Here is a 26,600-nt window from a genome sequence, read left to right on the forward strand (position 1 = left end):
CACTTCGAGTGAGTAAGATCCCTCAGAGACGATGAGGTTGATAGGTCCGAGGTGGAAGCGTGGTGACACGTGGAGCTGACGGATACTAATTGATCGAGGACTTGACTAGATACATTGTTATTGATAAATGGTACACTTCTTATTTGGTTTTCAAGGTATAACTTTTTTAAAAAAAGACTTGCATTTTTTGATAGAAATGCGTATAATATATCTTGTCTTTAAAAATAATACTTGTCTGGTGATGAAGGCGAAGAGGTCACACCTGTTCCCATACCGAACACAGAAGTTAAGCTCTTCAGCGCCGATGGTAGTTGGGGCATAGCCCCTGCAAGAGTAGGACGTTGCCAGGCAAGAAAATTTTATTATATCGCGGGGTGGAGCAGTCTGGCAGCTCGTCGGGCTCATAACCCGGAGGCCGCAGGTTCAAATCCTGCCCCCGCAACCAAATTAATTTATAAATACATAATAAACGGTCCGGTAGTTCAGTTGGTTAGAATGCCTGCCTGTCACGCAGGAGGTCGCGGGTTCGAGTCCCGTCCGGACCGCCATTAATATTTAATATACATAATTACACACATGATTCCATAAGGAATGCATGTGTTTTTTGGTTCTTTGTCAAATGATATTGGTGATGGGTTTTGGTCGATAAATATATAATTATTTGATCACACTCCAAAGTATTATTGTGCTACTTTGGAGTGTTTTTCTTTATGTTTTGTATCTTGCTTTGTTTTAACAGGCTTTAGTTTAATTTGAATAGAGAGTAATCGTGCCCAAAACACCAGATAATCTAGAAACAGGTAATGAATAGAGAGTAATCGTACCCGGAACTCCAGATAATCCAGAAACAGGTAATGAATAGAGAGTAATCGTGCCCGGAACTCCAGATAATCCAGAAACAGGTAATGAATAGAGAGTAATCGTGCCCGGAACTCCAGATAATCCAGAAACAGGTAATGAATAGAGAGTAATCGTGCCTGGAACTCCAGATAATCCAGAAACAGGTAATGAATAGAGAGTAATCGTGCCCAAAACACCAGATAATCTAGAAACAGGTAATGAATAGAGAGTAATCGTGCCCGGAACTCCAGATAATCCAGAAACAGGTAATGAATAGAGAGTAATCGTGATTAAGTCTATATAATTGTGTAAAAAGAGAATGAGCCACCCCAATTCCTGGTACAATGTTTTTAACCCAAAAATATTGTCAGGAGGAATTGGAAATGACTCAAATTAATTTTACATTAGATTTCGATAAAATCAAAGGGGAAGTTGTAAGGTCTGATCTGAATGAAGTAATTAAATCTTCAATAGTCGTTATTTTAAATGAATTCATGGAAAAAGAACGTGATGACTACATGAAAAATCAATCATACGATAGAACAGAAAACAGGCATGATTACAGGAATGGATACTATGAGAGGGAAATGATTCTTAATATAGGAACAATCAATTTAAAAGTACCACGAACTCGAAGTGGAGAGTTCTCTACCAGTATCTTTGAAAAATATCAACGGTGTGACCAAGCGTTACTACTCTCGATGACTGAAATGGTAATAAATGGTGTTTCCACACGTAAGGTAACAAATATTGTAGAACAATTATGTGGTAAACAAGTTTCCAAATCTCTAGTATCGAATCTAACTAAAAAACTTGATCCCATCGTAAATGAGTGGTCCAGTCAACCATTAAACACTAATAACTATCGTTATATCTATGTGGACGCCATGTATATTAAAATCAGGGAATATGAGAGAGTTGTTTCTAAAGCTGTCTATATCGCATTAGGTGTTAATGATAAGGGAAAGCGTGAAATCATTGGTTTAAGAATTGATCATGCCGAGTCAAAAGAGAATTGGATTAAGTTCTTTGAGTACCTTATTTCCCGTGGATTAAAATCCCCACGCCTAGTAATTTCTGATGCCCATCAAGGTCTTAAAGTTGCGATAATGGAAAAATTTGTTGGTTCTACTTGGCAACGTTGCACAGTTCACTTCATTAAAAATATCTTAGATGTTATGCCAAAAAAGAACTCACAAGACGCACGAGAACTAGTAAAAAGTATATTTAGGGCTCCTAATAGTAAAATATCTCGGGAATTAAAAGAAGAGTTTATTACAACATACGAAGGTAATTCCAAATATCATAAAGCTATTGAAAAATTGGATGAGGGATTCGAAGATGCCATTCAATATTACGTAGAACCCCAAAGTACCCATAAGCATATTCGGACTACAAATGTACTAGAGCGAATTAATTCGGAAATTAGACGACGGGAAAGAGTTGTTCGTATTTTTCCTAATCAACAATCCGCATTTCGTTTAATTGGTGCAGTCTTAATGGATTACGAAGAAACACTAGATACAGGCAACAAAAAATACATTCAATTTTAATATGAATGGTATATCATACACGCCACCATTGCAGGTAGTTTTTGTCCGTGTTTTGAATTACTCGCAGGTTCGGCAGAAATAAAGCCTATAAGGCTCACCTGCTTTTTATGGTAACACGGACAAATCGAATCTAAGCATTCGATGGTGGGGCCCCGCCCCCTTCCATCGAACACTAAGTTTCGGACACTACCAGCAATGGCAAGCAGCTCCGCTGTGGCTGATTATATTCCTTTTTATTATCATATTTCTTATTATTTGGTTAAAACATTGAAATGGAATTTACACAGAATAAGAGACTTGACTGTAATCGTGCCCGGAACTCCAGATAATCCAGAAACAGGTAATGAATAGAGAGTAATCGTACCCGGAACTCCAGATAATCCAGAAACAGGTAATGAATAAAGCACAATCGTGCCCAGAGCACCAGACTCCCCTAAAATTTATTTTATATTATCTAATCTAAGTTAGAAGCTTAATTAAAATCCCGTGCTCTTTTTAATATTTTTTGTTTCTATTCACTAAATATATTTTTGCTTATTCATTTACAACATATTATGATATTAATAGGTAAATTATTGAGGGAACGACTATTTTTAGGTTGATTAATGAGAATGGGTGAGTATAGTGGATGAGTTTTCATTCATAGATGCAATTAAACCAAGTTATTATAAGCAATCGACATTAATAAAAGGAATTGGTGATGATGCTGCGGTTATCCGATCATCAGCTAATGATCTTGTTACAGCGGTAGATATCTTTGTAGAAGGTGTGCATTTTAAGAGAGAAACGATGAATGCCTTTCATATAGGTTATAGAGCTCTTGCTGCTAATCTGAGTGATTTAGCAGCGATGGGGGCTGATCCTGCATTTTATTTGGTTGGGATTGTTATTCCAAAGTCATGGTCTGATTCTGAATTAAAGGAGATTTTCCAAGGAATGAAAGAATTAGCTGACTTTTATCAAATGGACTTAATTGGTGGGGACACGGTTTCAGGAAAGCAGTTAACTATCTCTATTACTGTATTTGGCTATTGTCAGAAGGAAAAAGTGCGTTTTCGACATACAGCAGTACAGGGAGATGTTGTTTTTGTAACAGGAACATTAGGAGACTCATGTGCAGGTCTACATGTTTTATCCGAACCAGGAGAATATAAAAATCAATCTTATTTTATAAAAAGACATCGGATGCCTTCACCGTGTTTATCTTTTGTCAAAGAGTTACAGCAAATTCCACGGGTTACATTAAATGATATTAGTGATGGGATTGCGAATGAAGCAATTGAAATTGCACAGGCTTCAGATGTTTCTATTCATTTAGAAGAACAAAAAATCCCCGTTTCAAAGGAATTCTCTCAGTTCCCAAAAGAATTACAACACAAATGGAAATATTTTGGTGGAGAAGATTTTGAGATTTTGGGTTCTGTAGCGAAGGAAGAATGGCCACTTGTAAAGATGGCTGCTGACCGAACAAATACACAAGTAACAGAGGTTGGATTTGTTACAAGCACAGAGATGGATGCCGGAAATGTTTATGTACATAAACAAGGAAGAAAAGTAAAATTAGATAAAAATGGGTATACACATTTAAAGTAGGTGAAAATATGGTAACCTTTAAAAAGAAAACAAACAATGAAACAGAAACAAAAGAAATTGCTGCACGATTAGCTTCCATGTTAAACCGTGGTGATGTTATTACTTTGGAAGGAGATTTAGGTGCAGGGAAAACAACCTTTACAAAAGGAATAGCCAAAGGATTAGGAATCAAGGAAATAATTAGTAGTCCAACATTTACAATTATTAAAGAATATATGGGAGGAAAGCTTCCATTATATCATATGGATGTGTACCGATTAGAGGGTTCAGATGAAGATATTGGCTTTGATGAATACTTCTATGGGGATGGTATTACTATAGTGGAATGGGCACATTTTATTGAAGACTATCTTCCGAAACAATTATTGACCATTACATTTCTTTATGCTAAAGATGGGGGACGTATACTATCATTTAAAGCGTCTGGTAAACATTATGAAGCAATAGTAGATCAATTATCTCGCAATTTGTAATTGTAAGGAGTTATGGAACATGTATACACTAGCTATGGACACATCAAATAATGTTTTAGCTGTTGCTATTTTAAAAAATAGGACAGTCATTGGTGAATTTATTACGAATTTAAAAAAGAATCATTCTGTCCGTTTAATGCCTGCGATTGATTTATTAATGGAAGAAGTAGGCGTGGAGTCGAATCAATTAGAGAAAATTGTGGTAGCAAAAGGGCCTGGATCATATACAGGTGTCAGAATTGGATTAACAACCGCTAAAACACTTGCGTGGGCACTGAATGTACCACTTATAGGTGTTTCTAGTTTAGAAAGCCTAGCATATCAAACTCGCTTCTATAATGGGCTTATTTGTCCATTTTTCGACGCCAGACGTGGTATGGTTTATATCGGTGGTTATGAATGGAATCAAAATAAAATGAGCAAAACGTTAGAGGAAACGAATATATTAATGACTGATTGGCTTGATATCCTTGTAAAGCAAAATAAAGAAGTTCTTTTTCTAAGTCCGGATATTGGGCAATATAAAGAGTTGATAAAGGAAAAAATGGGCCAGTTGGCAATTATTCCAGAAGATTCATTTCATATTGCTAAAGCTTCTGATCTTGCCTTCGCAGGAGAACATCATGCTGCAGTATCTCCTCATGTATTAACACCGAATTATTTACGAATGGCAGAGGCAGAGGCAAAATGGAAACAAGCACAAGAGGAAAGAGAAAACAATGGATAAACTAGTCATTCGCAAAATGGAAGAAACAGATATTGAACCTATTTTAGAAGTAGAAGCAGCATCATTCCCTGATCCTTGGTCTAAAGATATCCTTTATCAAGAAATTGTAAAAAACTCTTTTGCACACTATTATGTGATGCTTATGGATGAAAAATATATTGGCTATGTTGGCCTTTGGATTGTTATGGATGATGCTCAAATTACAAATATTGCTATTCTACCAGCATATCGTGGTAGAAAATTAGGCGAAAAGTTATTTGATTTTGCTGTGAAACAGGCTATTCAATTAGGAGTAAGACGTTTATCATTAGAGGTCCGTGTATCCAATATAGCGGCTCAACGAATGTATCAAAAGTTTGGCTTAGTTCCAGGTGGAATTCGGAAAAATTATTATAAAAACAATCAGGAAGATGCGATTGTAATGTGGGTGAATTTATCATGAAAAAAGATTGTTTTATTTTAGGAATTGAAACAAGTTGTGATGAGACAGCAGTCGCCATTGTGAAAAATGGCCGAGAAATTATCTCAAATGTTGTCGCATCCCAAATAGAGAGTCATAAACGATTTGGAGGGGTTGTTCCGGAAATTGCTTCTCGTCACCATGTAGAACAAATAACGCTTGTATTGGAAGAGGCTTTTGAGAAAGCCCAACTTGATTGGGATGATATTGATGCGATTGCCGTTACAGAAGGCCCAGGTTTAGTTGGAGCACTTCTTATCGGGGTGAGCACAGCTAAGGCATTAGCATTTGCAAAACAAAAACCATTAATTGGTGTTCATCATATTGCTGGACATATATATGCAAATCGTTTGCTTGCGGAATTTCAGTTTCCACTACTAGCATTGATCGTTTCTGGCGGTCACACGGAATTGGTTTTAATGAAAGAGCATGGGCGTTATGAAAGAATTGGCCAAACCCGTGATGATGCAGCTGGAGAGGCCTTTGATAAAGTTGCTCGTATGTTAAATCTCCCATATCCAGGTGGCCCACACATTGATCGTTTAGCAGCAGTAGGAGAGGAAACAATTGATTTTCCGAGAGCATGGCTTGAAAAGGGTAGTTATGATTTTAGTTTTAGTGGGTTAAAATCTGCTGTTATTAATAAAATCCATAATGCGAAACAACGTCAGGAAACATTAAACAAGGAAGATATTGCAGCAAGCTTTCAGGCAAGTGTTATTGAAGTGTTGACAGAAAAAACATATCAAGCCGCGGAAGAATTTAAAGTAAAACAAGTTATTGTAGCTGGTGGTGTTGCTGCAAATAAGGGATTAAGGATGGAATTAGAAAAAAGGTTTTCTAATACTAGTATCCCCTTACTAACACCCCCACTCGAGTTATGCACAGATAATGCAGCAATGATTGCAGCAGCCGGCACAATTAGTTATCAGCAAGGAAAAAGGTCCGATTTAGCATTGAATGCGAACCCAGCTCTACCACTTAAATAGATATACACAGATATCAAGGCACTTATTCACATAAATGTGGATAAGTGCCTTGAATATTGATATAACAATCTTTAAAATGTGGATGAAAATACTATTGGATAAATGAAATATCGTGGATAATGTGCATAACTTTGTTGATATCTGATTAAATCAGGCTTTTATGAAGGTATGACTTGTGGATATTATTCACATAAAGGAAATTGTCTGTTGATAAAAAGATGTGGTCTACTTTTTAAGAAATTTCTTTAGCAGGTTAACTATCTGTTAAATTTCAGTTGATTAAAAATTCACTTTTGTAGACATAAAATAGGATCCCTATATCATACAGGATATGTTATAATGATTTAGAAAAGAACCTGATATTAGAGAGTAATGGTGAATGAAATTGTCTAAGAAACATTCGCATTATATGCAATATGATTTAATAATTATTCTTATCCTTTTTATAAGTATTAGTTTATTAGGGATTTTTAGTGCTGAACATATGGAACAATATGCCGGTAAAAATTTCGTATTGAAGCAAGCCGTCTGGTATACCATAGGAATTGGCTTTGTGGTCATGCTTCAGTTTCCCGATCTAGATCAATTAAAAAAAGCAAGTCCATATATATATGCCTTTAGTGTAATATTATTATTTGCCCTATTTATTAGTCCAGCAAGTATTGCAGAGCCAGTAAAAGGAGCAAAAAGTTGGTTTAATCCAAAAGGTCTACCTTTATCGATTCAACCATCAGAATTTGGGAAGATTGCTTTTATCCTATTTTTGGCTGCAACCATTAGTAAACACAAGGAAAAATATGAATTAGCAACCATTAAGTCAGATATTATGTTATTAGGTAAAATTATTGGGATTTTACTTTTACCAATTGCATTCATTAGTCAGGAAGCTGATTTTGGTTCGTCTATGGTCTATGTGTTTATTGCTGGAGTAATGATTCTTGTGTCCGGAATTAATTGGAAAATCATTTTCACATTGATTTTGGGGGGAACGGCAGTTATAGCCGGGACATTTTGGATTATTGTTACCTTTCCAGAATTGTCACAGGATATATTAGGCTTTGAGCAATACCAAATTGATCGTGTTTTAAATTGGTTTGATCCGACTTACCAGGATAGTGATACCTATCAATTTGACTTATCAATTATGGCACTAGGATCTGGTCAATTATTTGGAAAAGGAATTGGGAATTTGGAAGTATATATCCCAGAAGCTCACTCTGATTTTATCTATTCGATTATCGGAGAAACGTTTGGCTTTGTAGGAAGTTCCTTAGTAATTTTATTGTACTTTATCTTGTTGTATCGTTTGTTAATGTTGGGATTAAAAACATATGAACATTCTAAATTTGGTGCATATATTTGTTTTGGATACTTAAGTTTAATATTTATCCACACCTTTCAAAACATTGGCATGATCGTTGGTGTTATGCCAATTACGGGAATTCCATTATTACTTTTAAGTTATGGAGGAAGCTCGATACTAGCTACAATGATAGGCTTTGGCCTAATTTATCGAGTAGCGGTGGAACAATCTATTCAGGATGAATATCTATTTAAATAGAAAAAGTTGCCCACAGATGTGAGCAACTTTTTTATTTTCTCTATTATGTCAATGTGATGAGTTCTTCCTCCAACTTTTCCCATTCCTCCATTAAGAATTGCATTTTTTGCTTTATTTCTTCCGTTTCCTGCATTAATTCATGTGCTTTCTCATGATCCTGATAAACAGCAGGTTCTGCCATTGTTAATTCTAGTTTATTTTCTTCCATTTCAAGTGTTTCAAGTTCTTCCTCTATTTTAAGAATTTGCCGTTTTATTTTTCGGATTTCACTTTGTCTTTTTTTCTCTTCTTGAAAACTTTGTTTTGTAGGCTCTTTTACTTTTTGAGTCTGTTTTTGTTCGTTTAACGCTTGAAGTTCCTCTTGTTCCTGCTTTTTCTCTACATAATAGTCATAATCACCTAGATAGGTGGTCGCACCATTAGCTTCTATTTCGATTACTTGTGTTGCAATTTTGTTAATAAAATATCTATCATGTGAGACAAAAATAATGGTGCCTGGATAATGTAGTAGAGCATTTTCTAATACTTCCTTACTATCAATATCTAAATGGTTTGTCGGTTCATCTAAAATGAGTAGATTTGCTTTTTGCATATGCAGTTTTGCTAGGGCAAGTCTAGCCTTTTCTCCACCACTTAACGTTTGGACAGGTTTTAGTACGTCATCTCCACTGAAAAGGAAGTTTCCTAAAACAGTCCGGATATCTTTTTCATTTGTCATGGGATAGTCATCCCATAGCTCATCAAGGACTGTTTTATTTGTCGATAGTTCTTGTAGTTCTTGGTCATAGTAGCCGATTTGTACATTTGTCCCGAATTGAATAGAACCTTTATGGGGAGAGAGCTTTCCAACAATTAATTTTAAAAGGGTTGTTTTACCAATTCCATTAGGACCGACAATTGCAATTCGGTCCTTTCGATTCACTTCCATTGCAATATTTTTAAATAAAGTATTTTCTGTATTGTGATATTGAAAGGATAAATCACGAACCTTTAAGACATCATTTCCACTTTTTTTACCTATTTGAAAGGTAAACGAAGCAGAGGCTTCATCTCCTAATGGCTGTTCCATTCTTTCCATTTTTTCAAGCTGCTTCCGACGACTCTGAGCTCGCTTTGTAGTGGAAGCACGGACAATATTTTTCTGAATAAAATCTTCCATTTGTTTTATTTCAGTTTGTTGTTTGTCATATTCTTTTTGGGCTAATTCCAACTCTTTTTCACGTAGTTCAAGATATTTAGAATAGGTACCATGATATTTATGCATTTTTTTACGTGATATTTCATAAACAATATGGACTGTTTTATCTAAAAAGTACCTGTCATGTGAAACAATAACAATTGCACCAGGATAGCCTGCTAAATACCCTTCCAACCAGGAAAGTGTATCAATATCTAGATGGTTTGTTGGTTCATCTAAAATGAGTAGATCAGGTTTTTTTAATAATAATTTTCCTAGTGCTAAACGTGTTTTTTGTCCACCACTTAATTGATGTATTGGTGTATTGTCTTCATAATCATGGAAACGTAACCCATTTAAAACAGAGCGAATTTCTGCTTCATATACATATCCACCTTGTTGTTTAAAATCATGCTGAAGTTGGTCATATGTTTGGAGGAGGTTTTCTGTAGCAGAATTAGCCTCACTCATTTTTTGTTCTAATTGGCGTAATTCTTTCTCCTTTTGGATAAGGTGTTCAAAGACTTCCAACATTTCATTAAAAATAGTTTTATCTGATTGTAGTCCAGTATGTTGTGATAAATAACCAATCGTTATATTTTTTCGTTTATGGATTTCACCGGTATCATAGGAAGATATACCTGCTATGATTTTTAGAAGAGTTGATTTACCACTACCATTTCTTCCAACAATAGCAATTCGATCTTTATCTTTTATTTCAAGCTTGACATTCTCAAATACTTGATCAGCCCCAAAGTATTTCGATATGCCAGTTAATTGCATCATCATCATTTTTATTTATCCCTCTTTAACAAATCAAGTATATCTTTAGTGTATCTTATAAGGAATGTGGCAAGCAATGGTTTTGTGAAAGTAATCACGAAAACTTGCTATTTATCTGATAGAATAGATATAGTATATATAATTGTGGACAAATAATATTGTTGATATATATATTTAATCTGGATAAGAATTTGGGGAGTGAATGGTATGTCCGATTTCACACATTTCAATGAAGAAGGGCGCGCAAAAATGGTTGATATTAGTAATAAGAAATCAACACAGCGAAATGCTGTTGCTCGTTCTAGTATTTTCGTAACAAAAGAAATCTATGAAAAAATAAATAATCACTCAATTGCTAAAGGGGATGTTCTTTCTGTTGCACAAATAGCAGGGATTATGGCTGCTAAAAATACATCAGACTGGATTCCGATGTGTCATCCTTTGAGCCTTCAAGGGGTAGATATTTCGTTTGAATGGAATATAGTAGAAGAAACCTATGAGTTACAAATTACGACATTTGTAAAGACGAAAGGAAATACAGGTGTAGAGATGGAAGCATTAACAGCAGCTTCAGCTACGGCTCTTACTGTTTATGATATGTGTAAGGCATTGGATAAAGGAATGGTTATTGGCCAAACATATTTATTGGAGAAATCCGGTGGGAAATCCGGCGACTATTCCCGAAATGATAAATAGGTTATGATGCATTTTCGAAAGGGGGAAGAAATACATGGTAAAAAGTAAAATACCACAGGCGACAGCAAAACGGTTGCCATTATATTATCGATATTTAAATAATTTACAACACCAAGAAAAAACACGTGTGTCATCAAAGGAATTAAGTGAAGCAGTGAAAGTTGATTCTGCCACAATTAGAAGGGACTTCTCCTATTTCGGTGCCCTAGGTAAAAAAGGGTATGGGTATAATGTGGAATATCTTCTTAATTTCTTTAGAGAAACATTGGATCAAGATGAGTTGACAGAGGTTGCTTTAATTGGTGTTGGTAATCTAGGTACAGCCTTTTTAAAATATAACTTTCTGAAAAATAATAACACAAAAATTGTAAAAGCCTTTGATACGGCCGGCACAAAAATCGGAACGGAAATTGGTGGGGTACCAATTTTTCATATTGATGAACTAGAAGAAAGATTACCAGGTATTAAAGTTGTTATTTTAACGATTCCGGCAAGTGAAGCAGAAGTCATGACAGAGCGTTTGGTTAAAATTGGTGTAGAGGGAATCTTAAATTTTACACCTGCACGAATTACTGTACCAAGTCATGTTAGGGTACATCATATTGACTTGGCAGTAGAATTACAAGCACTTGTGTATTTCTTAAAACATTATCCATTAGAAGATAAAAAGGAGTAGATTTAAATCTACTCCTTTTTGTTGTTTTTATGATGTAAATGGATTCGAATAAATTTTATACTAAGTCCAAAGTCTAATGTGGCCACTCCGGCAAAAATTAACGTTTGCCAATTCCAAATGGTTCCTATCTCGTTTGCACGTTGAATTGCAAAATATAAGAATAGAACTCCCATGATGGCATAAATAACTGCTTGTGTTTTTAAGTTACGCATATATTAGCCTCCAATAAAAATCATTTGTAACTGATTAATTTGTCTTTCCATCTCTTCTATCTGTTCGGGTGTTAAATTGAATTGATTAATAACGGTAATACTATTCATCGCCATATGTACAATAATTGGTACCATAATTCGCTTTGTTTGTACATATAGAAAAGCAAAAACTAATCCCATAGAAGCGTAGATAAGAATATGTTCTGGTTCTCCGTGAATGATACCAAAAATAAAGGCTGATCCTAGTGCTGCAATTAGAAAGTTCGTCCGTTTGTACAATGAACCAAAAATGATTTTCCTGAAAATAATTTCCTCTAATATTGGTGCAAGGATTGCTGGAATAAGAATAAATATTGGGAAGTTACGGGATATATCCATAATTTGTTTTGTATTTTCTGATCCAGGTTTTATTCCAAAAACTTCCATCTCAATAGCGACAGCGATAAACTGTGCTGAAAACGCCATAAACACACCGACAACAGACCATAGAATAGCTATTCCCCATGGAGATGCATTACGATGAGGCACTTTCTGCATATCTGGTTTCATGAGTAATAGAACAATGATTAAACCCACAATAAAGCTAAAAACACTGTAATAAATAGATGTTTTAACTAGATCTACTTGGAATACATAATAGAGGAAAGGTACAATAAGTATACTAGAAAACTGCATAATAATATATGTAATAATGACCCACCAATAACGTTTTGGCAAAAGATAACAACTCCTTTTAATGCAATCTATTGTAACATATGATTAAAAATCGTATGATAATTAACTTCTGTATTTTAACATATTTTACATCCCTCTTATAATAGTATATGTTGTATGGGAAAATAAAATATACGGGAAAATAAATAAAATGACAGTAAATCATCCAGTTAAATTACTTGCATTTTTTGCATAAATTAATTATTATAATATTTGGTATTAGCACTCGATACAAGTGAGTGCTAATAAATGAAAAAAATAATGGAAAAGGAATTAAGGAGGTTGTCTACATGATTAAACCACTAGGGGATCGAGTAGTTATCGAACTCGTAGAACAAGAAGAGAAAACAGCAAGCGGAATTGTTTTACCTGATTCTGCACAAGAAAAACCACAAGAAGGTAAAGTTGTTGCGGTAGGTACTGGTAAAAACAAAGTAGAAGAAGTAAAAGAAGGGGACCTTATTATTTTTTCTAAATTTGCTGGTACAGAAGTGAAATATGAAGGCAAGGAATACTTAATTCTTCGTGAAAACGATATATTAGCTGTAATTGGCTAAGTCATAACTAGTCATAACTAATGATAGATGAACATACTTTTGAAGTGAAATTTAAGGAGGGCATTTTATATGGCAAAGGAAATTAAATTTTCAGAGGACGCTCGTCACTCACTTATGCGTGGTGTCGATAAACTAGCAGATGCTGTTAAAGTTACTCTTGGACCAAAAGGACGTAATGTTGTTTTAGATAAAAAATTTGGTTCTCCATTAATTACAAATGATGGGGTAACGATTGCAAAAGAGATGGAATTCGAAGACCGTTTTGAAAATATGGGTGCACAACTTGTATCAGAAGTAGCGGCTAAAACAAATGATGTTGCTGGTGATGGTACAACAACTGCAACAGTATTAGCTCAAGCATTAATTCGTGAAGGCTTGAAAAACGTTACTGCAGGTGCAAACCCTGTTGGTGTTCGCCGCGGAATTGAAAAAGCTGTAGTAGCAGCTGTAACTGAATTAAAATCCATTTCTAAACCAATTGAAGGAAAAGACTCCATTGCTCAAGTTGCAACTGTTTCTTCTGATGATACAGAAGTTGGAAGTCTAATTGCAGAAGCAATGGAACGTGTTGGTAATGATGGTGTCATTACAATTGAAGAATCAAAAGGATTCACAACAGAATTAGAAGTTGTAGAAGGAATGCAATTTGATCGTGGATATGCTTCCCCATATATGGTAACAGACCAGGATAAAATGGAAGCAGTTCTAGAAGATCCATATATTTTAATTACAGATAAGAAAATTAGCAATATCCAAGAAGTATTACCAGTGCTAGAACAAGTTGTTCAACAAGGTAAACCATTACTTCTAATTGCTGAAGATGTTGAAGGTGAAGCACTTGCTACACTAGTTGTGAATAAACTACGTGGAACATTTAATGCAGTTGCTGTAAAAGCTCCTGGATTTGGTGACCGTCGAAAAGCAATGTTAGAAGATATTGCAATTCTAACTGGTGGACAAGTAATCACAGAAGATCTTGGCTTAGATTTAAAATCAGCAACAATCGAACAACTAGGCCGTGCTTCTAAAGTTGTTGTTACAAAAGAAGATACAACAATTGTAGAAGGTGCAGGAGACGCTGCAGCTATTTCTTCTCGTGTGTCTCAAATTCGCGCACAAGCAGAAGAATCCACTTCTGAATTCGATAAAGAGAAACTGCAAGAACGTCTTGCTAAATTAGCTGGTGGTGTTGCTGTTATTAAAGTAGGTGCAGCAACAGAAACAGAACTAAAAGAACGTAAACTTCGTATTGAAGATGCGTTAAACGCAACACGTGCAGCAGTAGAAGAAGGAATTGTTTCCGGTGGAGGAACAGCCCTTGTGAACGTATACGGAAAAGTTGCTGATTTAGAACTAGATGGTGATGAGCAAACAGGTGCAAGTATCGTTCTTCGTGCACTAGAAGAGCCAGTTCGTCAAATCGCATTTAATGCTGGGTTAGAAGGCTCTATTATCGTAGATCGCTTGAAAAATGAAAAAGTAGGTGTTGGATTTAACGCAGCTACTGGCGAGTGGGTAAACATGATTGATGATGGTGTTGTAGACCCAACAAAAGTAACTCGTTCTGCACTACAAAACGCAGCATCTGTTGCAGCAATGTTCCTAACAACAGAAGCAGTTGTAGCAGATATTCCAGAAGAAGAAGTACCTGCAATGCCTGATATGGGTGGCGGAATGCCGGGAATGATGTAATAAGTCTCTTGAACCCTTGATACATAAGGGTTTTATGTAGGCGGTTAGCAAAATGCTAACATTTTGCTAACATAAGAAATATTAATGTAGGCTTCTCATGAGTTGTCCAAACTTTTGAGAAGCCTCTCTTTTTAATTCTTCGGTTACATGAAGATAGATAAGCCTAGTTGTTTCATCTTCTACATGACCTAGCCTATCCATAATTTCCTCTAATCCAACCCCCGCTTCGGCAAGTAGGGAGGTATGAGTATGTCTTAGAGAATGTGGTGTTAATTCTTGGTTCAGTCCCGCGGTTTTTAAAAGGCGTTTCATACGATTTGCTACTGTTTTAATAAGCATTGGATATCCCGGATGTCTTTCCGATTTCCCGAATATAAAGCCCTCATTATAGTAAGCATCACCTAGACGTTTAATCACTTTCTTCTGAGCTGTTCTGTGTTTTTTGAGTTCTTCCATAATCATGTCCTCTACAACAATTGTTCGAATGGATCCTTGGGTTTTTGGTAGTTCTAATGAAAATTCAACGGTATTATTCTTTTCATTGTAATACGTTTTAATAATTCTGATGCTGTTTTCCTTAAAGTTGATATCGTTCCATTTCAGACAAACTAACTCACCAATACGCATTCCCGTATAAGAAAGGATTAAGAAAGCTAGATAATCCATTTCCAAACCTTGTTTCTTCGCTGTTTCTAAAAATAAATATAATTCTTCTTTTTCCATATACTTTGGGATTTGATTTTCTTCCAACTCTTCAATTGTTTTCATTGGTTTCTTGATCGAAGTAAATTCTGTTGGATCTCTTTTGATGACTTCTAATTCAATTGCTTTTTTGAAAATCATTCTTCCCGTACGGTTAATGCCTTTTACGGTGTTATAAGCATACTTCCCGATAAGATCGTCTAAAGCTTCTTGATACATGTTAGTTGTGACGTCTTTCATCTTAATATATGCAAAGTAGGGCAGCAGTTTATCAATTTCATGCCGTCTTACACGGATTGTTCCGGGCTTTAAGTTCCCTCTGTTACCGTATAGCTTCAACCATTTTGGTGCAAAGTCTTTAAATAACGTCTTCTTTTCCTCAACAAATGTTCCTTGTTTGATTTCGGATAACAATTCATTAGCTTTGTTAGCTTACTAATATTATGTTGCATTTAGTCTCTTTCCTTTTGGTCAGAAAATTCCTCAAGTGAATTTTGTAAAAATAATCCAGTTAGATGCGGGTCATCAGGCAGCGACTCAATAATCATTCTTTCTATTATTCTATAAAATAGAATGGCAGATTCCCGCGGCATCTCTTCACTGTATTGAATGTTGATTTATCTTCGGCTTTGTCATCATATCCCCTCCTGTTCATTTTTTATCATTATGAACAGGAGGACATCATTTTATTCCTTCTACTTACTAGTACTAGTTGAATCTTGTGGAATATCCAATGCCGGTTGAAAGTTTAATTCTTTGCTAGATTCAATTTTGCTTTTTCGTTTCACAACAATTGGTCTCGTGCTACTTCCTATTAATCTCAAATCCAGTAAAATCTTATTCATTGGAATGCTCCCCTTTTAAAACAACAAAATGAGAAATAACTTCTTCTGATATGCCATATTGCTCACATACCTTTAATAACGCGCCAACATTTAATGGCGTTTTTTCTTTATATCTTGTATTGGATGACATGCTGTTTTTATTCACCTCTTTCAAATTTTAAATAGTTTAAACGACAAAATCCGCTATTTTAAAAGTAAACGTAAACTTTTTTCAAAAAGAGTGATTAAATATTTTTCACTGTCAGCCGATATTAAAGATGTAGGCATGAAATAGGATGGATATCAAGGCCTATACGTTAAGTAAAGGTTAGAGAAAATTATTCTCGAAAAGGATTAAACATTTTCTGATACCATCCGATATTAGTAATGTAGGCATCAAGGAGGATGAAATCTATGGCACTCACGTTAGGTAGAAAACCTGGAGAAAAAATCTACATCATAGATGCTCAGGGAAGAGAGATTGAAATAGAAGTAGTAAAACGAGATGAAAAGCTGAGTAATTTTACACAGCTTCGCATCAATGCTCCACAAGAATTTAAAATTGTTCGTGGAGAGATTTATAACGGTAATAACTCCTAAATAGGAGATATTATATATAACTAGCATTTCACAAGGATAGGTCTTGCTAGTAAAACAAAATCACACGGAGGTAGATTAATTATGATTATTAATCACAATATTTCAGCACTTAACACACATCGTCAGTTAGGTGCAAACAACAATGCAGTACAAGGTTCACTAGAAAAGCTTTCTTCTGGACTTAAGATTAACCGTGCAGGAGATGACGCTGCTGGTCTTGCGATCTCTGAGAAAATGCGTGGACAGATTCGTGGATTGGAAATGGCGACTAAGAATGCGCAAGATGGTATTTCTCTAATCCAAACTGCAGAAGGTGCTTTAAACGAAACCCATTCAATTCTTCAAAGAATGCGCGAGCTTGCAGTGCAAAGTTCAAACGATACAAATAATGAAGTTGATCGTAAGGAACTACAAAAAGAGTTTAACCAACTTATTGAAGAAATTGACCGTATTTCAAATAATACTGAGTTCAACACCAAAGGACTATTAGATGGCAGTTTCAAAGGTAAGTTCCATATCGGAGCTAATGAAGGACAAAGTATTGATCTTGCAATTGGAAATATGGGAACTAGCACCATTGGTGAAGCTACTGCAAAAGGTGGTTATTTAGAAGCTGGAGTTATTTCAGATGCGACAGCTGACTTTGATTCAGGTGATGCGGGAACAGCAAAGTCATTTGCAGTTCAAGTTGGTGAAGGTGAAGCAGTAACAGTAACTATTGATGGTGACTTTGCTAACGGAGACGCGGTTCTTGCAGAGGTTAATAGTCAATTATCTGGTACAGGAGTAAAAGCTGTTTTAAATGACGATAATTCTATCGATTTAGTTTCAGCTAAGGAGTTCTCCCAAGGTGCTGATTCAGATAATTTAACTGCTGTAAGTAAAGATGAGGATTTAGAAGTAACAACAGGTGCTGCAATCAGTTCATTGAAAGTAGAGGTTGAAGGTGAGAATGCAGCAACTTCAGGTGGAATCCTAACTCAATCTGATGCAGACTCAACTATTACTGCAGTGAATAATGCTATTGAAAAAGTTTCTGCTGAGCGTTCTAAACTCGGTGCATATCAAAACCGTTTAGAGCATACAATCAACAACCTTGGTGCTTCAGCTGAAAACTTAACAGCTGCAGAATCACGTATTAGAGACGTTGATATGGCTAAAGAGATGATGGACTTCACTAAGAACAACATCTTAACACAAGCTGCTCAAGCCATGCTAGCTCAAGCAAACCAAACTCCACAGGGAGTATTACAGTTATTACGTTAATTTAAATGAACTTATAAGGGGACTCTAGCTTTGCTAGGGTCTCTCTTTATATTATAGAAAAATATAGCTGTTATTAGATTGGGGAGAAAATAATGAACAGACCAATAATTTTAGATAATGCCATTTGCAGGATTGGAGAAGATACGAAAAAGTTTAATTATGATTACAGTTTGGATATGAATGTTGTAAAAGGAGGACCGACTATAAATCTCTTTATTGACTTAAATAGAAACACTAATGAAATGGTTACAAAAACCAAAGTGGAAAGAGAACGAGACGATGAAGACTTTTACTATAGTGAATTGTTCACGAAAACAGAGGTAAAAAGAGAAAGAGATGACGAAGAAAGTCTATTACTAGAATTAGAAACAAAAACATTTGTAGAAAGAGAACGAGATGATGAGAGTCTTAATTATAACAAATAAAGATGATATTACCGTTGATTTTGTAGTTAAGGAACTTCAAAGAAAAGAAATGCCATATTATAGATTAAATACGGAAGATATACCCAATAATGTTAGTGTGTTTTTTGACTTTAACAACAATATCTTTGAAATTTTTGATAAGGTAAAGGAAGAAAGATTTTCACTATTAAATTTTAATTCAGTCTATTATAGAAGACCTCAATTAAATAACCTTAACTTTATTGAGAATATTAATAGTTATGAATTAAATTATTTAAGAAGTGAGCTAAATTTTATACTAGAAGGTATATATAAACTGTTAGAAAATAAAAAGTGGCTGAATAACGTTTATAGAATAAGAGAGGCAGAGAATAAAATTTATCAGCTTCAAATAGCCAAGAAAGTCGGTTTTCGTATTCCAAATTCATTAATATCAAATCAATACAATAATATAGTGAAATTTTATGAAGAAAACGATAAAAATTGTATTATTAAACCTGTTAAAAGTGGATATTTGCCAAATGATGAAGGATCAAAAGCAATATTTACAACAAAGGTCGATGAAGAAAACTTTAATAATCCCGCTCGTCTTGAATCTTTTCCATTATATCTTCAAAATAACACACCAAAGGAATTTGACATAAGGGTGATAGTGATTGGTGAAAAAGTGTTTGCAGCAGAGATACATTCACAGAAATATGAAGATTCATCCATTGATTGGCGAAGGGGGATAATGTCACTTGAACATTATGAACACAAACTGCCAATTGGGATTGAAAGGAAGTGCATTGATTTGACTCATAAGTTAAAATTAAATTTTTCGGCCATTGATTTAATTTATACTGATAAGGGTGAATATATATTTTTAGAAATAAATCCTAACGGACAATGGGCATGGATTGAAAAAAGGTTAAAGTTCCCACTAAGTAGAGAAATTGTAAATCTGTTGGAAAATGGTTAGTATGATGTTACAAAAGTCTAAAGAGTTAATTACAATTATACGCGAACTTATATGGCCGTTGCTAGAACCCCTACAAGAACAGGATATTTTACAAATAAAAGAGAAAGATTTTGATTGGGAAGAAGAGGATTTAGATTTAATGTTAGAGTATGCTAATAAATATTATGAGAGTGAAGAAGCAAGAAAACAGGATGTAGAATCGAAATCCACAATTTTTATTGGAACTTTTGGGGTTACAGCAACAATATTAATTTACTTATCAAAAGAACTAGTTTTAAATAATTCTGTTATTCCATCATTTTTCATGTTAATACTAATCTCTCTTATGACATTATCAGTAGTTTATATATGTAGAGCTATATGGTTTTCTCTTAAAGCTTTACAACGACAAAATTATTATAGACTTTCCTTTCCACGGTTTATGCTGGAAAACGATGTAAATAAAAAGAAAAAATTGATAATTGCACTTTTAAATTATACAAGAAATAATTCTGAAACAATTAACCTAAAAGTAGACTTTATGACTATGGCTCAAGAGTATTTTAAAAGGGTAGTAGTATTTGTTTCAATATTTTCCATCCTGGTTTTAGGAAGATATATTCTCTCCTATAAAATAGTATTTAGTGATTTCTTTAGTGTATTAAACAACCTAGCGATAAGAGAACATCTATTAGGTATAATAATAGCATCTATTGTATTGTTGTATTTCCTCATTATGGTAATATTCTATAAACTGTCAAAAAGATAAAGCTTTATAAAAAAGGGCTTCGTGAAAATAAATAGCAGCTACTATAGATTTTGGGTCAGCCCCCCCACTGCTTTAAAGAGCTAAAGTGTTTGTGGTATTGAGTTTTTGAGTGCTTATCACTGACGCAATTCCAGCACCATTCTGAGAATTAAGTTATAGAATTATAGCATAGTTCTTTCAAAAAAAGAGGTGATTATATTGAAAGAAATGTACTCGCTGAACTATCTGTATTATAAGGAGGATCAATATAAATCATCTTCACTTTTCCTGCATATTTCTCTTTCAGCGTGTGTAATGCAAGTAAGTTATTTCCTTTGATGAGATCACGCACATTTTCATCATCAATTTCCGAATAATTATAGTAAAGCTGGTTCTTATCAATGATTTTAATAAGTGTTATCTTACATGCATTTGGTCTAAAAGGTGATGATGCCGATAGTTTCCCCCAATATGTACTATTCTGCATCTCTATCAAACTCTAAATTTATATAAAGCCCGTTATTATGTTTAAGTCTCAGCGGATTGCTGCATCGAATGAAGCACATGAAAAGTTTAACGAGATTATTGAAAACTTAACGGTTGAATCTTTAAAAGCATTCTTAGACAGACAAGGACAAATCGCTACGGAGGATGATAGTGAGACGTTAACACTTGCTCATGACTATTACCGTGAAAATGAAGAAAAACTAGCCGACATTGTTAGATATATAAAGCGAGAGTTAGCACCGAATCGAATTATTAATGCGAATGATTCAAGTCAATCAGGCATTCTTGAAAAAGGACATTATGAAGCATTGAATAGTTTAGAAAGCCCGACAAACCTTTATCGTGTTATTTTTGCTGTTGCAAGACTTACGGAAGGTTGGGATGTTTTAAACTTATTCGATATTGTTCGGTTAAGTGATGATCCAAAAGTTAGAGGAACGAAAGCAACGACAATGTCAGAAGCACAATTGATTGGTCGTGGTGCGAGATATTATCCGTTTTTATTAAATGATGAGCGTTCATTCACAAGAAGATTTGACGATGATAGTATAGATAGTCTCATTTTAGAAACGATTCATTATCACACGATCAATGAACCACAGTACTTGAAAAACTTAGTAAGTGCCTTAGATGAGATGAATTTACCAACAGGTGAAGATAAGAAAAATCCATTACTTGATGTAAAAGTAAAACCGTCATTTAAACGGACAGATGTGTGGAAATATGGAAAGGTATATTATAATGAAACGATTGAAGTAGATGATGAGTACTATGATTCTTTAGAAAAGTATGGGATTGATACACAAGAAGACGTCATAATTCCATATATATCTGCCTTGAAAGAAGTCAGTTATAAAGACGAACAAGTACAAGAAGATTATACAAACGTTTATAATGTTGCACTTACATTCGACAGAAGATATATCGAGAAAGTCATGAATCGCTTATCATTCTATCATTTCTCTAATTTAAAAAGGTATTTGCCATTACTGAGATCAAGAGAAGAATTTCTAGAAAAAAACTGGTTAAACATTTATAATCGAACGATTTACGTGACCATTCCGCGTACGATGGATAGTAGTATCCTAACACCAGCTGAGAAATTAAATATTCTTGAGCGATATTTTTCTGAAGTTGCCAAGCAAATTAAAGCGGGTTACAGTAAACGTCGTGGTACGGGTAAATTCATCGGTTATCCGATCAAAGAATATATTGCAAACTATCGTAAACGCGTGCCGAATTATGATACGGGACGAATGAGTCTACTACAAGACCCACAGACTGTTCAACGTTATGAGTTAAAAGAAGATTATTATGTCTATGATACTGCGATTATTAACTTAACAGAAAAACAATTAATTGATCGGATTGCCGAAAGAGTTTCCGAGTTAAAAGAAGTATATGAGGATGTTTACTTAATTCGGGTGGATGAAAATATGCATCGTGAATCAGCCAAAAATAATAAGTTGAAATTGCACCAGTTCGGAAGCGCGCATGATGAAGTGAATCTTGCAGGTTTCCAGCCAGACTTTATTTTATACCTACAAAATGCCGACTACTTCATCCAGATTTTCATCGAGCCAAAAGGACGAAATATCGAAGAAGAACAATGGAAAGAAGATTTATTAACATACATTAACGAAAATGAAGCAGAAATTATCTTTGAAGATGAAACGGCAGATGTGAGAATTAAAGGCGTGAAATTCTACACGATGAATGATGGTAGAGGGGCGATTAAGCAACTTGGGGAGATTGCGCTGGGACGAGCGTTTAGGGGATTGAGTGTGGAAAGGAATATGAGATAAATGGAAGATTAAATGTATAACGAGAAACCAGCAGGTAGAGCATGATCCAATAGTTCTAATCCCAGTAGCATACCACATCTATACTTGGCTAATGACACGGAATTTGAATCGTTACATTTTATACCACTTAGTTAAATGAATCTGAAATATTATAGTTGCAAAGGTTTAACGGAGGGTAAGTCCAGTCCCCCACTGCGTTAGTGATGATATTCAACCACATTCAGTAGACAATATTATTACCGATGTTTTAATTGATTCTTAGGATTTTAAATTCAATAATCTAAATATAGAAGCATTTATTAAACATATGAAAACTCATTACAATGATGATTGCAAATTAATGAAAAAACAGGAGGTATTGCCTGATATCTTATTGATAGGCTAGTAACCCCAATCGGGATGGCTTGATATTAAAGGTATTAATCTCTCTTTAGCTATTACTTTTTCAAAACTTATTGGAGGCCGTTATGAAATTTAAAAAGATATGGATTCGAAACTTTCGTAACTTCAAAGATATAGACCTAGAATTAAATAATAAAAATATTGTTTTTGGTAGAAATGATTTTGGAAAGACAAACTTTCTATATGCATTACGCTTTTTATTTGATCCAACAATTAGGAAAAATGGATTTGATATTACTGATTATCATAAAAGAAATACAGATGAAAAAATTATAATATGTATTGAATTAGATATTAAGAAAGAATGTGATGACAATAAATTTATTAGAGCGCGAGTAGGTGGAGCAACAGCTTTTTCTGAAGGCTCTTTGTTTATTCAGTTAGAAGCTGAATTTGATGATAGTGAACAAATTGGAAATCCAGTATTGAGGTGGGGTGGTAATTTAGACGAACTAGAATTAATTGATCAAAGAGGTATTGTGACAGATCTTGACCGAATTTTTGAGATCGTTTATGTTAGTCCAAATATTTCTCCCTCTGATCTTTTTAAAAAACATAGAAATCTTTTATACAAAGAAACAAAAACAGATAAAATGGATGAAATTAAAAAAGCTATAAAAAGCTTAAATAAGGCAATTAGTACAGACGAAAGGGTTCAGCAAATCAATGCTCAGTTGAGTGAAAGATATAAAGAAATCAAAGAAGAAGATATTGAAATAACATTAAAATCCGAACATGAAATTAATGGAATCTTCAATCACCTTATTCCCTATATTATTGATGGATCTTCAGAGATAGATGATCTATATCCAACTGCCGGAGATGGAAGACAAAAAATATTAGCATATGCACTTACGAACTTAATTGAGGAATTAAAGATAGAAGAAAAAGGAGATAAAAGAATTTCTATTTTTTTAATGGAGGAGATTGAAAATAGTTTACACCCATCTATGCAGGAAATGGTTTCTAGGCATTTATTTGAAACTAGTAAAGAAACATATCCGTATTTATTTATCACAACTCACTCAGAGCATATGTTCACTTATATGAATGATGTAAGATTGATTAGAATTTATAAGTCTGAAGAAGATACTATACATAATAACTCAACTTTTTTCAAAGTACCAGTAAATTATAATTACACTAGGAAAACATACAACGAAATGTTAGCACAAGCATTGTTTTACGATAGAGTTTTATTAGTTGAAGGCATGTCAGAAAAAATACTTTTTGAAGCGATTATAGAACGTATGATAGCCGAAACAGAAAAAGTGAGTATGAACGTTATTGAGAAAGCTACTATTTTAAGTATTGAAGGAATTGGATTTGAAGATTATATTCGAATCTTAAATAATTTAGGAATTAAGCCAATAGTGAAGACGGATAATGATATACAAAAAGTGAAAGGAGTAGATGAGTTTTTATTAAGTGGAATAAATAGATGTCAAAATTTCTATGACATTATTGAAAATAAAGATAAGAGTGACTCGACTCGTACCTACCCAGTTACTAAAGCATTTGACTTTAAATGTTTAGAATCTAGAAGATGTATTAAACATAAGGTTTTCAATAAGTATAAGGAAAAAGTAGACAAATGGAAGAAAGCTGGTGTTTTTCTGTCAGAAATAGAACTAGAAGAGGATTTAGTGAGGGGTTTACCTGATGAATACCTTAAAAAAATAGGCTATACAGAAGCGGACTTCATTAAGTACTTACAGAGGGCAAAAAAGAAAAACATGAATGAATTTGTTAACGAACATCTAACTACTGAGGCAGCACAAGCGATATATGATGATGAGAGATTTTCTTGTATAAAAGTATTATTAGGAGTTGAGGAAGTTGACTGATAGAATTTTTGATCAATCAGAAAGAGATGAAATACTTAATAGTAATCATCCTCACTATGTAATATCCGCTAGTGCAGGGTCTGGCAAGACAACGATGTTAGTAGACAAAGCGTTTTCAATTATTGATAGAAAAATTATCAAACCTTTTCAGCAAATTGCAATGATTACTTTTACAAGACTTGCGACTAGGCAAGTTAATGAACAAATACAAAAGAAAATGAATGAAAGTTTGATTACAGATAAGAAAAAAAGTAATTATTATAAACACTTTAGAGTATCTACTACAGAATCATTTATACTAAGCGAGATAATTAAACCATTTTTAAGAGAGGCTTATGGAGCAGATTATCCGACAGGAGAAAATTTAACACAAAATTATAATGAAACTTATAAGTTTAAAAGTTTTGATCAAGGTTTAGAGAATATAAAAACACAACTAGTCATTGGTAGTTTTAAAGATAATAAAATTAATTTTGTTTACCAATTAGGACTAAATATCTTAAAGAAATCACGGAATGCACGAAAGTACATGAAAGCTCGTTTTCCTATTATAATGGTCGATGAATATCAAGATGTTGATAATGATATGCATGAATTGTATATGTATCTAAAAGATATGCTTGAAATACACTTATTTTTAGTTGGGGACATTAAGCAAATGTTATATACTTTTCGGGGTGCAGATCCTTTGCTTATAGAGAGTCTAACGGAGGACAACGGCTTTAGAGAGTATAAGCTAACTCATAATTTCAGGTCACATATGTCTATAGTAGATTATAGTTATAATTTTTTCGAAAAAGAAAATTTAAATATTAGTTATAAAGAAAATAGAGTTCAATTTTACTTTTCTGAAAACATTAATCAAAACATTAATAAATTTATTTCACATTCAAATTCAGCAGACGATACTTTTGCTTATTTGTTTTCGAATAGACCACAATGGCAGAGAGAAAAAGATACATTTGAAAAACACGATTTTGTTTTTATAGATAATCCTCCTTTAGATTCTGGTTATCCAAACTATGAAGTATTAGAACCGGTATTAAAGTTATATTTTAATCGGGGAACCTATAATATATATAGCATGTTAGATGAAATGGTTATTGAGGCGAAAACGTCATTTGTTTCTAAAGCTTATGAGATTGAGGAAACTTTGTATGATGATCAAGAGAAAGTATTAAAATTAGTTGAAGAGATTACTGATAGAACTTTATTAGATGAAGAAAAACAAAAGTTTATTGAAACACTTGATGAAAAGTATGAGGTTAATTTTATAATAAAGAAACCAAAAAGAGTAGCATTAACAATACATACTTCTAAAGGGTTGGAATTTGATCATGTTCTAATAAATGCGGATTCATTTTTCTACAGTAAGAAGTTTTTAAAACAAAATCACTATGTAGCAATTACAAGACCAAAAGAGAGCCTACATATTATCAGTAACACTAAATATGAAACGATATTGAATGAATATGGTGTTTCCACTGAATTACAGCTAGTATGAAAACGGGCAACTTGATTAAGATTAATCTGTTTTATTGAGGATTGCGTTAACAAAATGCTAACATTTTGCTAACGCAATCAAGTAAAAACGGTTTTTCGAAGTTAAAAATCTCACACCTTTGATTCATCAAAACCTTGCCCTACCGCACTTTACCCACATAACGTTAACGATACTACTTATCTTCATTCCATGCCGGGAATGATGTAAGGTAATACCCTTGTTATTGTGAAGCAGTATATATCATAATTTACGTATATTAAGAAGTCTACTTCTCGTTATTCTTAACGGAATAATGGGAGGTGGGCTTTTTTTGCTATTATTTCGTGTTAAGGAATAGGAAAAATTATC

At 34.0% G+C, this 26,600-nt stretch carries 25 protein-coding genes, 2 tRNA genes, 2 rRNA genes and 1 pseudogene; 23 read left to right on the forward strand and 7 right to left on the reverse strand.

The window, feature by feature from the left end; translation table 11 throughout:
• From FHP05_RS05635 to FHP05_RS05650, 4 genes are all read left to right on the forward strand, one after another.
• Positions 1 to 109 (forward strand): 23S ribosomal RNA (locus tag FHP05_RS05635); the annotation flags it as partial.
• A gap of 125 nt (positions 110 to 234) precedes the next feature.
• Positions 235 to 350: ribosomal RNA gene (gene rrf / locus FHP05_RS05640) — 5S ribosomal RNA — on the forward strand.
• 18 nt (positions 351 to 368) lie between these two features.
• Positions 369 to 445: transfer RNA gene (locus FHP05_RS05645), tRNA-Met, on the forward strand.
• A 26-nt stretch (positions 446 to 471) separates the two neighbouring features.
• Positions 472 to 548 (forward strand) — tRNA-Asp (locus FHP05_RS05650).
• Between the two features lie 199 nt (positions 549 to 747).
• On the opposite strand, the gene FHP05_RS05655 is transcribed toward FHP05_RS05650, so the two are convergent.
• On the reverse strand, positions 748 to 1,185 hold the full coding sequence (locus FHP05_RS05655) for a hypothetical protein (protein ID WP_147666280.1): 438 nt from the start codon (positions 1,183 to 1,185) through the stop codon (positions 748 to 750).
• A gap of 38 nt (positions 1,186 to 1,223) precedes the next feature.
• On the opposite strand from FHP05_RS05655, the gene FHP05_RS05660 reads away from it, so the two are divergent.
• The 7 genes from FHP05_RS05660 (at position 1,224) to FHP05_RS05690 (ending at position 8,196) form a co-directional block, all read left to right on the forward strand.
• Entirely contained in the window at positions 1,224 to 2,393 is a 1,170-nt protein-coding gene (locus tag FHP05_RS05660; protein ID WP_147666281.1) for an IS256 family transposase, read from the forward strand.
• Positions 2,394 to 3,017: 624 nt separating this feature from the next.
• Positions 3,018 to 3,986 carry a thiamine-phosphate kinase gene (thiL, locus tag FHP05_RS05665; RefSeq protein WP_147666282.1) on the forward strand — a complete coding sequence of 323 codons (969 nt, stop codon included), beginning with the start codon at positions 3,018 to 3,020 and terminating at the stop codon, positions 3,984 to 3,986.
• A gap of 8 nt (positions 3,987 to 3,994) precedes the next feature.
• Entirely contained in the window at positions 3,995 to 4,459 is a 465-nt protein-coding gene (tsaE, locus tag FHP05_RS05670) for a tRNA (adenosine(37)-N6)-threonylcarbamoyltransferase complex ATPase subunit type 1 TsaE (protein ID WP_147666283.1), read from the forward strand.
• Positions 4,460 to 4,478: 19 nt separating this feature from the next.
• Positions 4,479 to 5,186 carry a tRNA (adenosine(37)-N6)-threonylcarbamoyltransferase complex dimerization subunit type 1 TsaB gene (gene tsaB, locus FHP05_RS05675; RefSeq protein WP_147666284.1) on the forward strand — a complete coding sequence of 236 codons (708 nt, stop codon included), beginning with the start codon at positions 4,479 to 4,481 and terminating at the stop codon, positions 5,184 to 5,186.
• On the forward strand, positions 5,179 to 5,628 hold the full coding sequence (gene rimI, locus FHP05_RS05680; protein ID WP_147666285.1) for a ribosomal protein S18-alanine N-acetyltransferase: 450 nt from the start codon (positions 5,179 to 5,181) through the stop codon (positions 5,626 to 5,628). Before tsaB ends, rimI begins: the two co-directional genes overlap by 8 nt.
• Positions 5,625 to 6,635, forward strand: a complete 1,011-nt coding sequence (gene tsaD, locus FHP05_RS05685; RefSeq protein ID WP_147666286.1) for a tRNA (adenosine(37)-N6)-threonylcarbamoyltransferase complex transferase subunit TsaD — start codon at positions 5,625 to 5,627, stop codon at positions 6,633 to 6,635. The genes rimI and tsaD overlap by 4 nt, the downstream gene beginning before the upstream one ends.
• Positions 6,636 to 7,014: 379 nt before the next feature.
• Positions 7,015 to 8,196, forward strand: a complete 1,182-nt coding sequence (locus FHP05_RS05690; protein ID WP_230973937.1) for an FtsW/RodA/SpoVE family cell cycle protein — start codon at positions 7,015 to 7,017, stop codon at positions 8,194 to 8,196.
• A gap of 43 nt (positions 8,197 to 8,239) precedes the next feature.
• On the opposite strand, the gene FHP05_RS05695 is transcribed toward FHP05_RS05690, so the two are convergent.
• Positions 8,240 to 10,165 (reverse strand): ABC transporter ATP-binding protein, encoded by a 1,926-nt coding sequence (locus tag FHP05_RS05695; protein ID WP_147666287.1) that lies wholly within the window; start codon positions 10,163 to 10,165, stop codon positions 8,240 to 8,242.
• Positions 10,166 to 10,363: 198 nt separating this feature from the next.
• On the opposite strand from FHP05_RS05695, the gene moaC reads away from it, so the two are divergent.
• Positions 10,364 to 10,852: a cyclic pyranopterin monophosphate synthase MoaC gene (gene moaC / locus FHP05_RS05700; protein ID WP_147666288.1), complete on the forward strand. Its 489-nt coding sequence runs from the start codon at positions 10,364 to 10,366 to the stop codon at positions 10,850 to 10,852.
• Between the two features lie 34 nt (positions 10,853 to 10,886).
• Positions 10,887 to 11,528, forward strand: coding sequence for a redox-sensing transcriptional repressor Rex (locus FHP05_RS05705; protein WP_147666289.1), 642 nt, complete (start codon positions 10,887 to 10,889; stop codon positions 11,526 to 11,528).
• An 8-nt stretch (positions 11,529 to 11,536) separates the two neighbouring features.
• On the opposite strand, the gene FHP05_RS05710 is transcribed toward FHP05_RS05705, so the two are convergent.
• Together FHP05_RS05710 and FHP05_RS05715 are read right to left on the reverse strand one after the other, a co-directional pair.
• Positions 11,537 to 11,740: a YdiK family protein gene (locus tag FHP05_RS05710; protein WP_147666290.1), complete on the reverse strand. Its 204-nt coding sequence runs from the start codon at positions 11,738 to 11,740 to the stop codon at positions 11,537 to 11,539.
• Positions 11,741 to 11,743: 3 nt separating this feature from the next.
• Positions 11,744 to 12,457 (reverse strand): CPBP family intramembrane glutamic endopeptidase, encoded by a 714-nt coding sequence (locus FHP05_RS05715; protein ID WP_147666291.1) that lies wholly within the window; start codon positions 12,455 to 12,457, stop codon positions 11,744 to 11,746.
• 287 nt (positions 12,458 to 12,744) lie between these two features.
• On the opposite strand from FHP05_RS05715, the gene groES reads away from it, so the two are divergent.
• Positions 12,745 to 13,011: a co-chaperone GroES gene (groES, locus tag FHP05_RS05720; protein WP_147666292.1), complete on the forward strand. Its 267-nt coding sequence runs from the start codon at positions 12,745 to 12,747 to the stop codon at positions 13,009 to 13,011.
• A 69-nt stretch (positions 13,012 to 13,080) separates the two neighbouring features.
• Positions 13,081 to 14,703, forward strand: a complete 1,623-nt coding sequence (gene groL / locus FHP05_RS05725) for a chaperonin GroEL (protein ID WP_147666293.1) — start codon at positions 13,081 to 13,083, stop codon at positions 14,701 to 14,703.
• Positions 14,704 to 14,784: 81 nt separating this feature from the next.
• Here groL and FHP05_RS05730 read toward each other — a convergent pair whose 3' ends face one another.
• Together FHP05_RS05730 and FHP05_RS15280 are read right to left on the reverse strand one after the other, a co-directional pair.
• Positions 14,785 to 15,819 carry a tyrosine-type recombinase/integrase gene (locus FHP05_RS05730; RefSeq protein WP_147666294.1) on the reverse strand — a complete coding sequence of 345 codons (1,035 nt, stop codon included), beginning with the start codon at positions 15,817 to 15,819 and terminating at the stop codon, positions 14,785 to 14,787.
• 423 nt (positions 15,820 to 16,242) lie between these two features.
• On the reverse strand, positions 16,243 to 16,380 hold the full coding sequence (locus FHP05_RS15280; protein ID WP_191126259.1) for a hypothetical protein: 138 nt from the start codon (positions 16,378 to 16,380) through the stop codon (positions 16,243 to 16,245).
• Positions 16,381 to 16,643: 263 nt separating this feature from the next.
• Here FHP05_RS15280 and FHP05_RS05735 point away from each other — a divergent pair, with 263 nt between their 5' ends.
• The 5 genes from FHP05_RS05735 (at position 16,644) to FHP05_RS05755 (ending at position 20,208) form a co-directional block, all read left to right on the forward strand.
• A complete protein-coding gene (locus tag FHP05_RS05735) occupies positions 16,644 to 16,829 on the forward strand; it encodes a carbon storage regulator (RefSeq protein ID WP_147666295.1) in 186 nt (61 codons plus the stop codon).
• A gap of 81 nt (positions 16,830 to 16,910) precedes the next feature.
• Positions 16,911 to 18,095 (forward strand): flagellin N-terminal helical domain-containing protein, encoded by a 1,185-nt coding sequence (locus FHP05_RS05740; protein WP_147666296.1) that lies wholly within the window; start codon positions 16,911 to 16,913, stop codon positions 18,093 to 18,095.
• Between the two features lie 92 nt (positions 18,096 to 18,187).
• Positions 18,188 to 18,520 carry a hypothetical protein gene (locus tag FHP05_RS05745; protein WP_147666297.1) on the forward strand — a complete coding sequence of 111 codons (333 nt, stop codon included), beginning with the start codon at positions 18,188 to 18,190 and terminating at the stop codon, positions 18,518 to 18,520.
• Positions 18,495 to 19,460, forward strand: coding sequence for an MvdC/MvdD family ATP grasp protein (locus FHP05_RS05750; RefSeq protein WP_191126260.1), 966 nt, complete (start codon positions 18,495 to 18,497; stop codon positions 19,458 to 19,460). The genes FHP05_RS05745 and FHP05_RS05750 overlap by 26 nt, the downstream gene beginning before the upstream one ends.
• A 1-nt stretch (position 19,461) precedes the next feature.
• Positions 19,462 to 20,208 carry a hypothetical protein gene (locus FHP05_RS05755; protein WP_147666299.1) on the forward strand — a complete coding sequence of 249 codons (747 nt, stop codon included), beginning with the start codon at positions 19,462 to 19,464 and terminating at the stop codon, positions 20,206 to 20,208.
• A 193-nt stretch (positions 20,209 to 20,401) separates the two neighbouring features.
• Here the strand turns inward: FHP05_RS05755 and FHP05_RS15285 are convergent, their stop codons facing one another.
• Positions 20,402 to 20,674 (reverse strand): hypothetical protein, encoded by a 273-nt coding sequence (locus tag FHP05_RS15285; RefSeq protein WP_191126282.1) that lies wholly within the window; start codon positions 20,672 to 20,674, stop codon positions 20,402 to 20,404.
• 25 nt (positions 20,675 to 20,699) lie between these two features.
• On the opposite strand from FHP05_RS15285, the pseudogene FHP05_RS05765 reads away from it, so the two are divergent.
• The 3 genes and pseudogenes from FHP05_RS05765 to FHP05_RS05775 all read left to right on the forward strand — a co-directional run.
• Positions 20,700 to 22,499, forward strand: a pseudogene (locus tag FHP05_RS05765) (DEAD/DEAH box helicase family protein); the annotation flags it as partial.
• 467 nt (positions 22,500 to 22,966) lie between these two features.
• A complete protein-coding gene (locus FHP05_RS05770; RefSeq protein WP_147666300.1) occupies positions 22,967 to 24,748 on the forward strand; it encodes an ATP-dependent nuclease in 1,782 nt (593 codons plus the stop codon).
• A complete protein-coding gene (locus FHP05_RS05775; RefSeq protein ID WP_191126261.1) occupies positions 24,741 to 26,252 on the forward strand; it encodes a UvrD-helicase domain-containing protein in 1,512 nt (503 codons plus the stop codon). Before FHP05_RS05770 ends, FHP05_RS05775 begins: the two co-directional genes overlap by 8 nt.
• Positions 26,253 to 26,600: the final 348 nt, after the last annotated feature.

The sequence above is a fragment of the Cerasibacillus terrae genome (assembly GCF_008039555.1).
GTDB lineage: Bacteria > Bacillota > Bacilli > Bacillales > Amphibacillaceae > Cerasibacillus > Cerasibacillus terrae.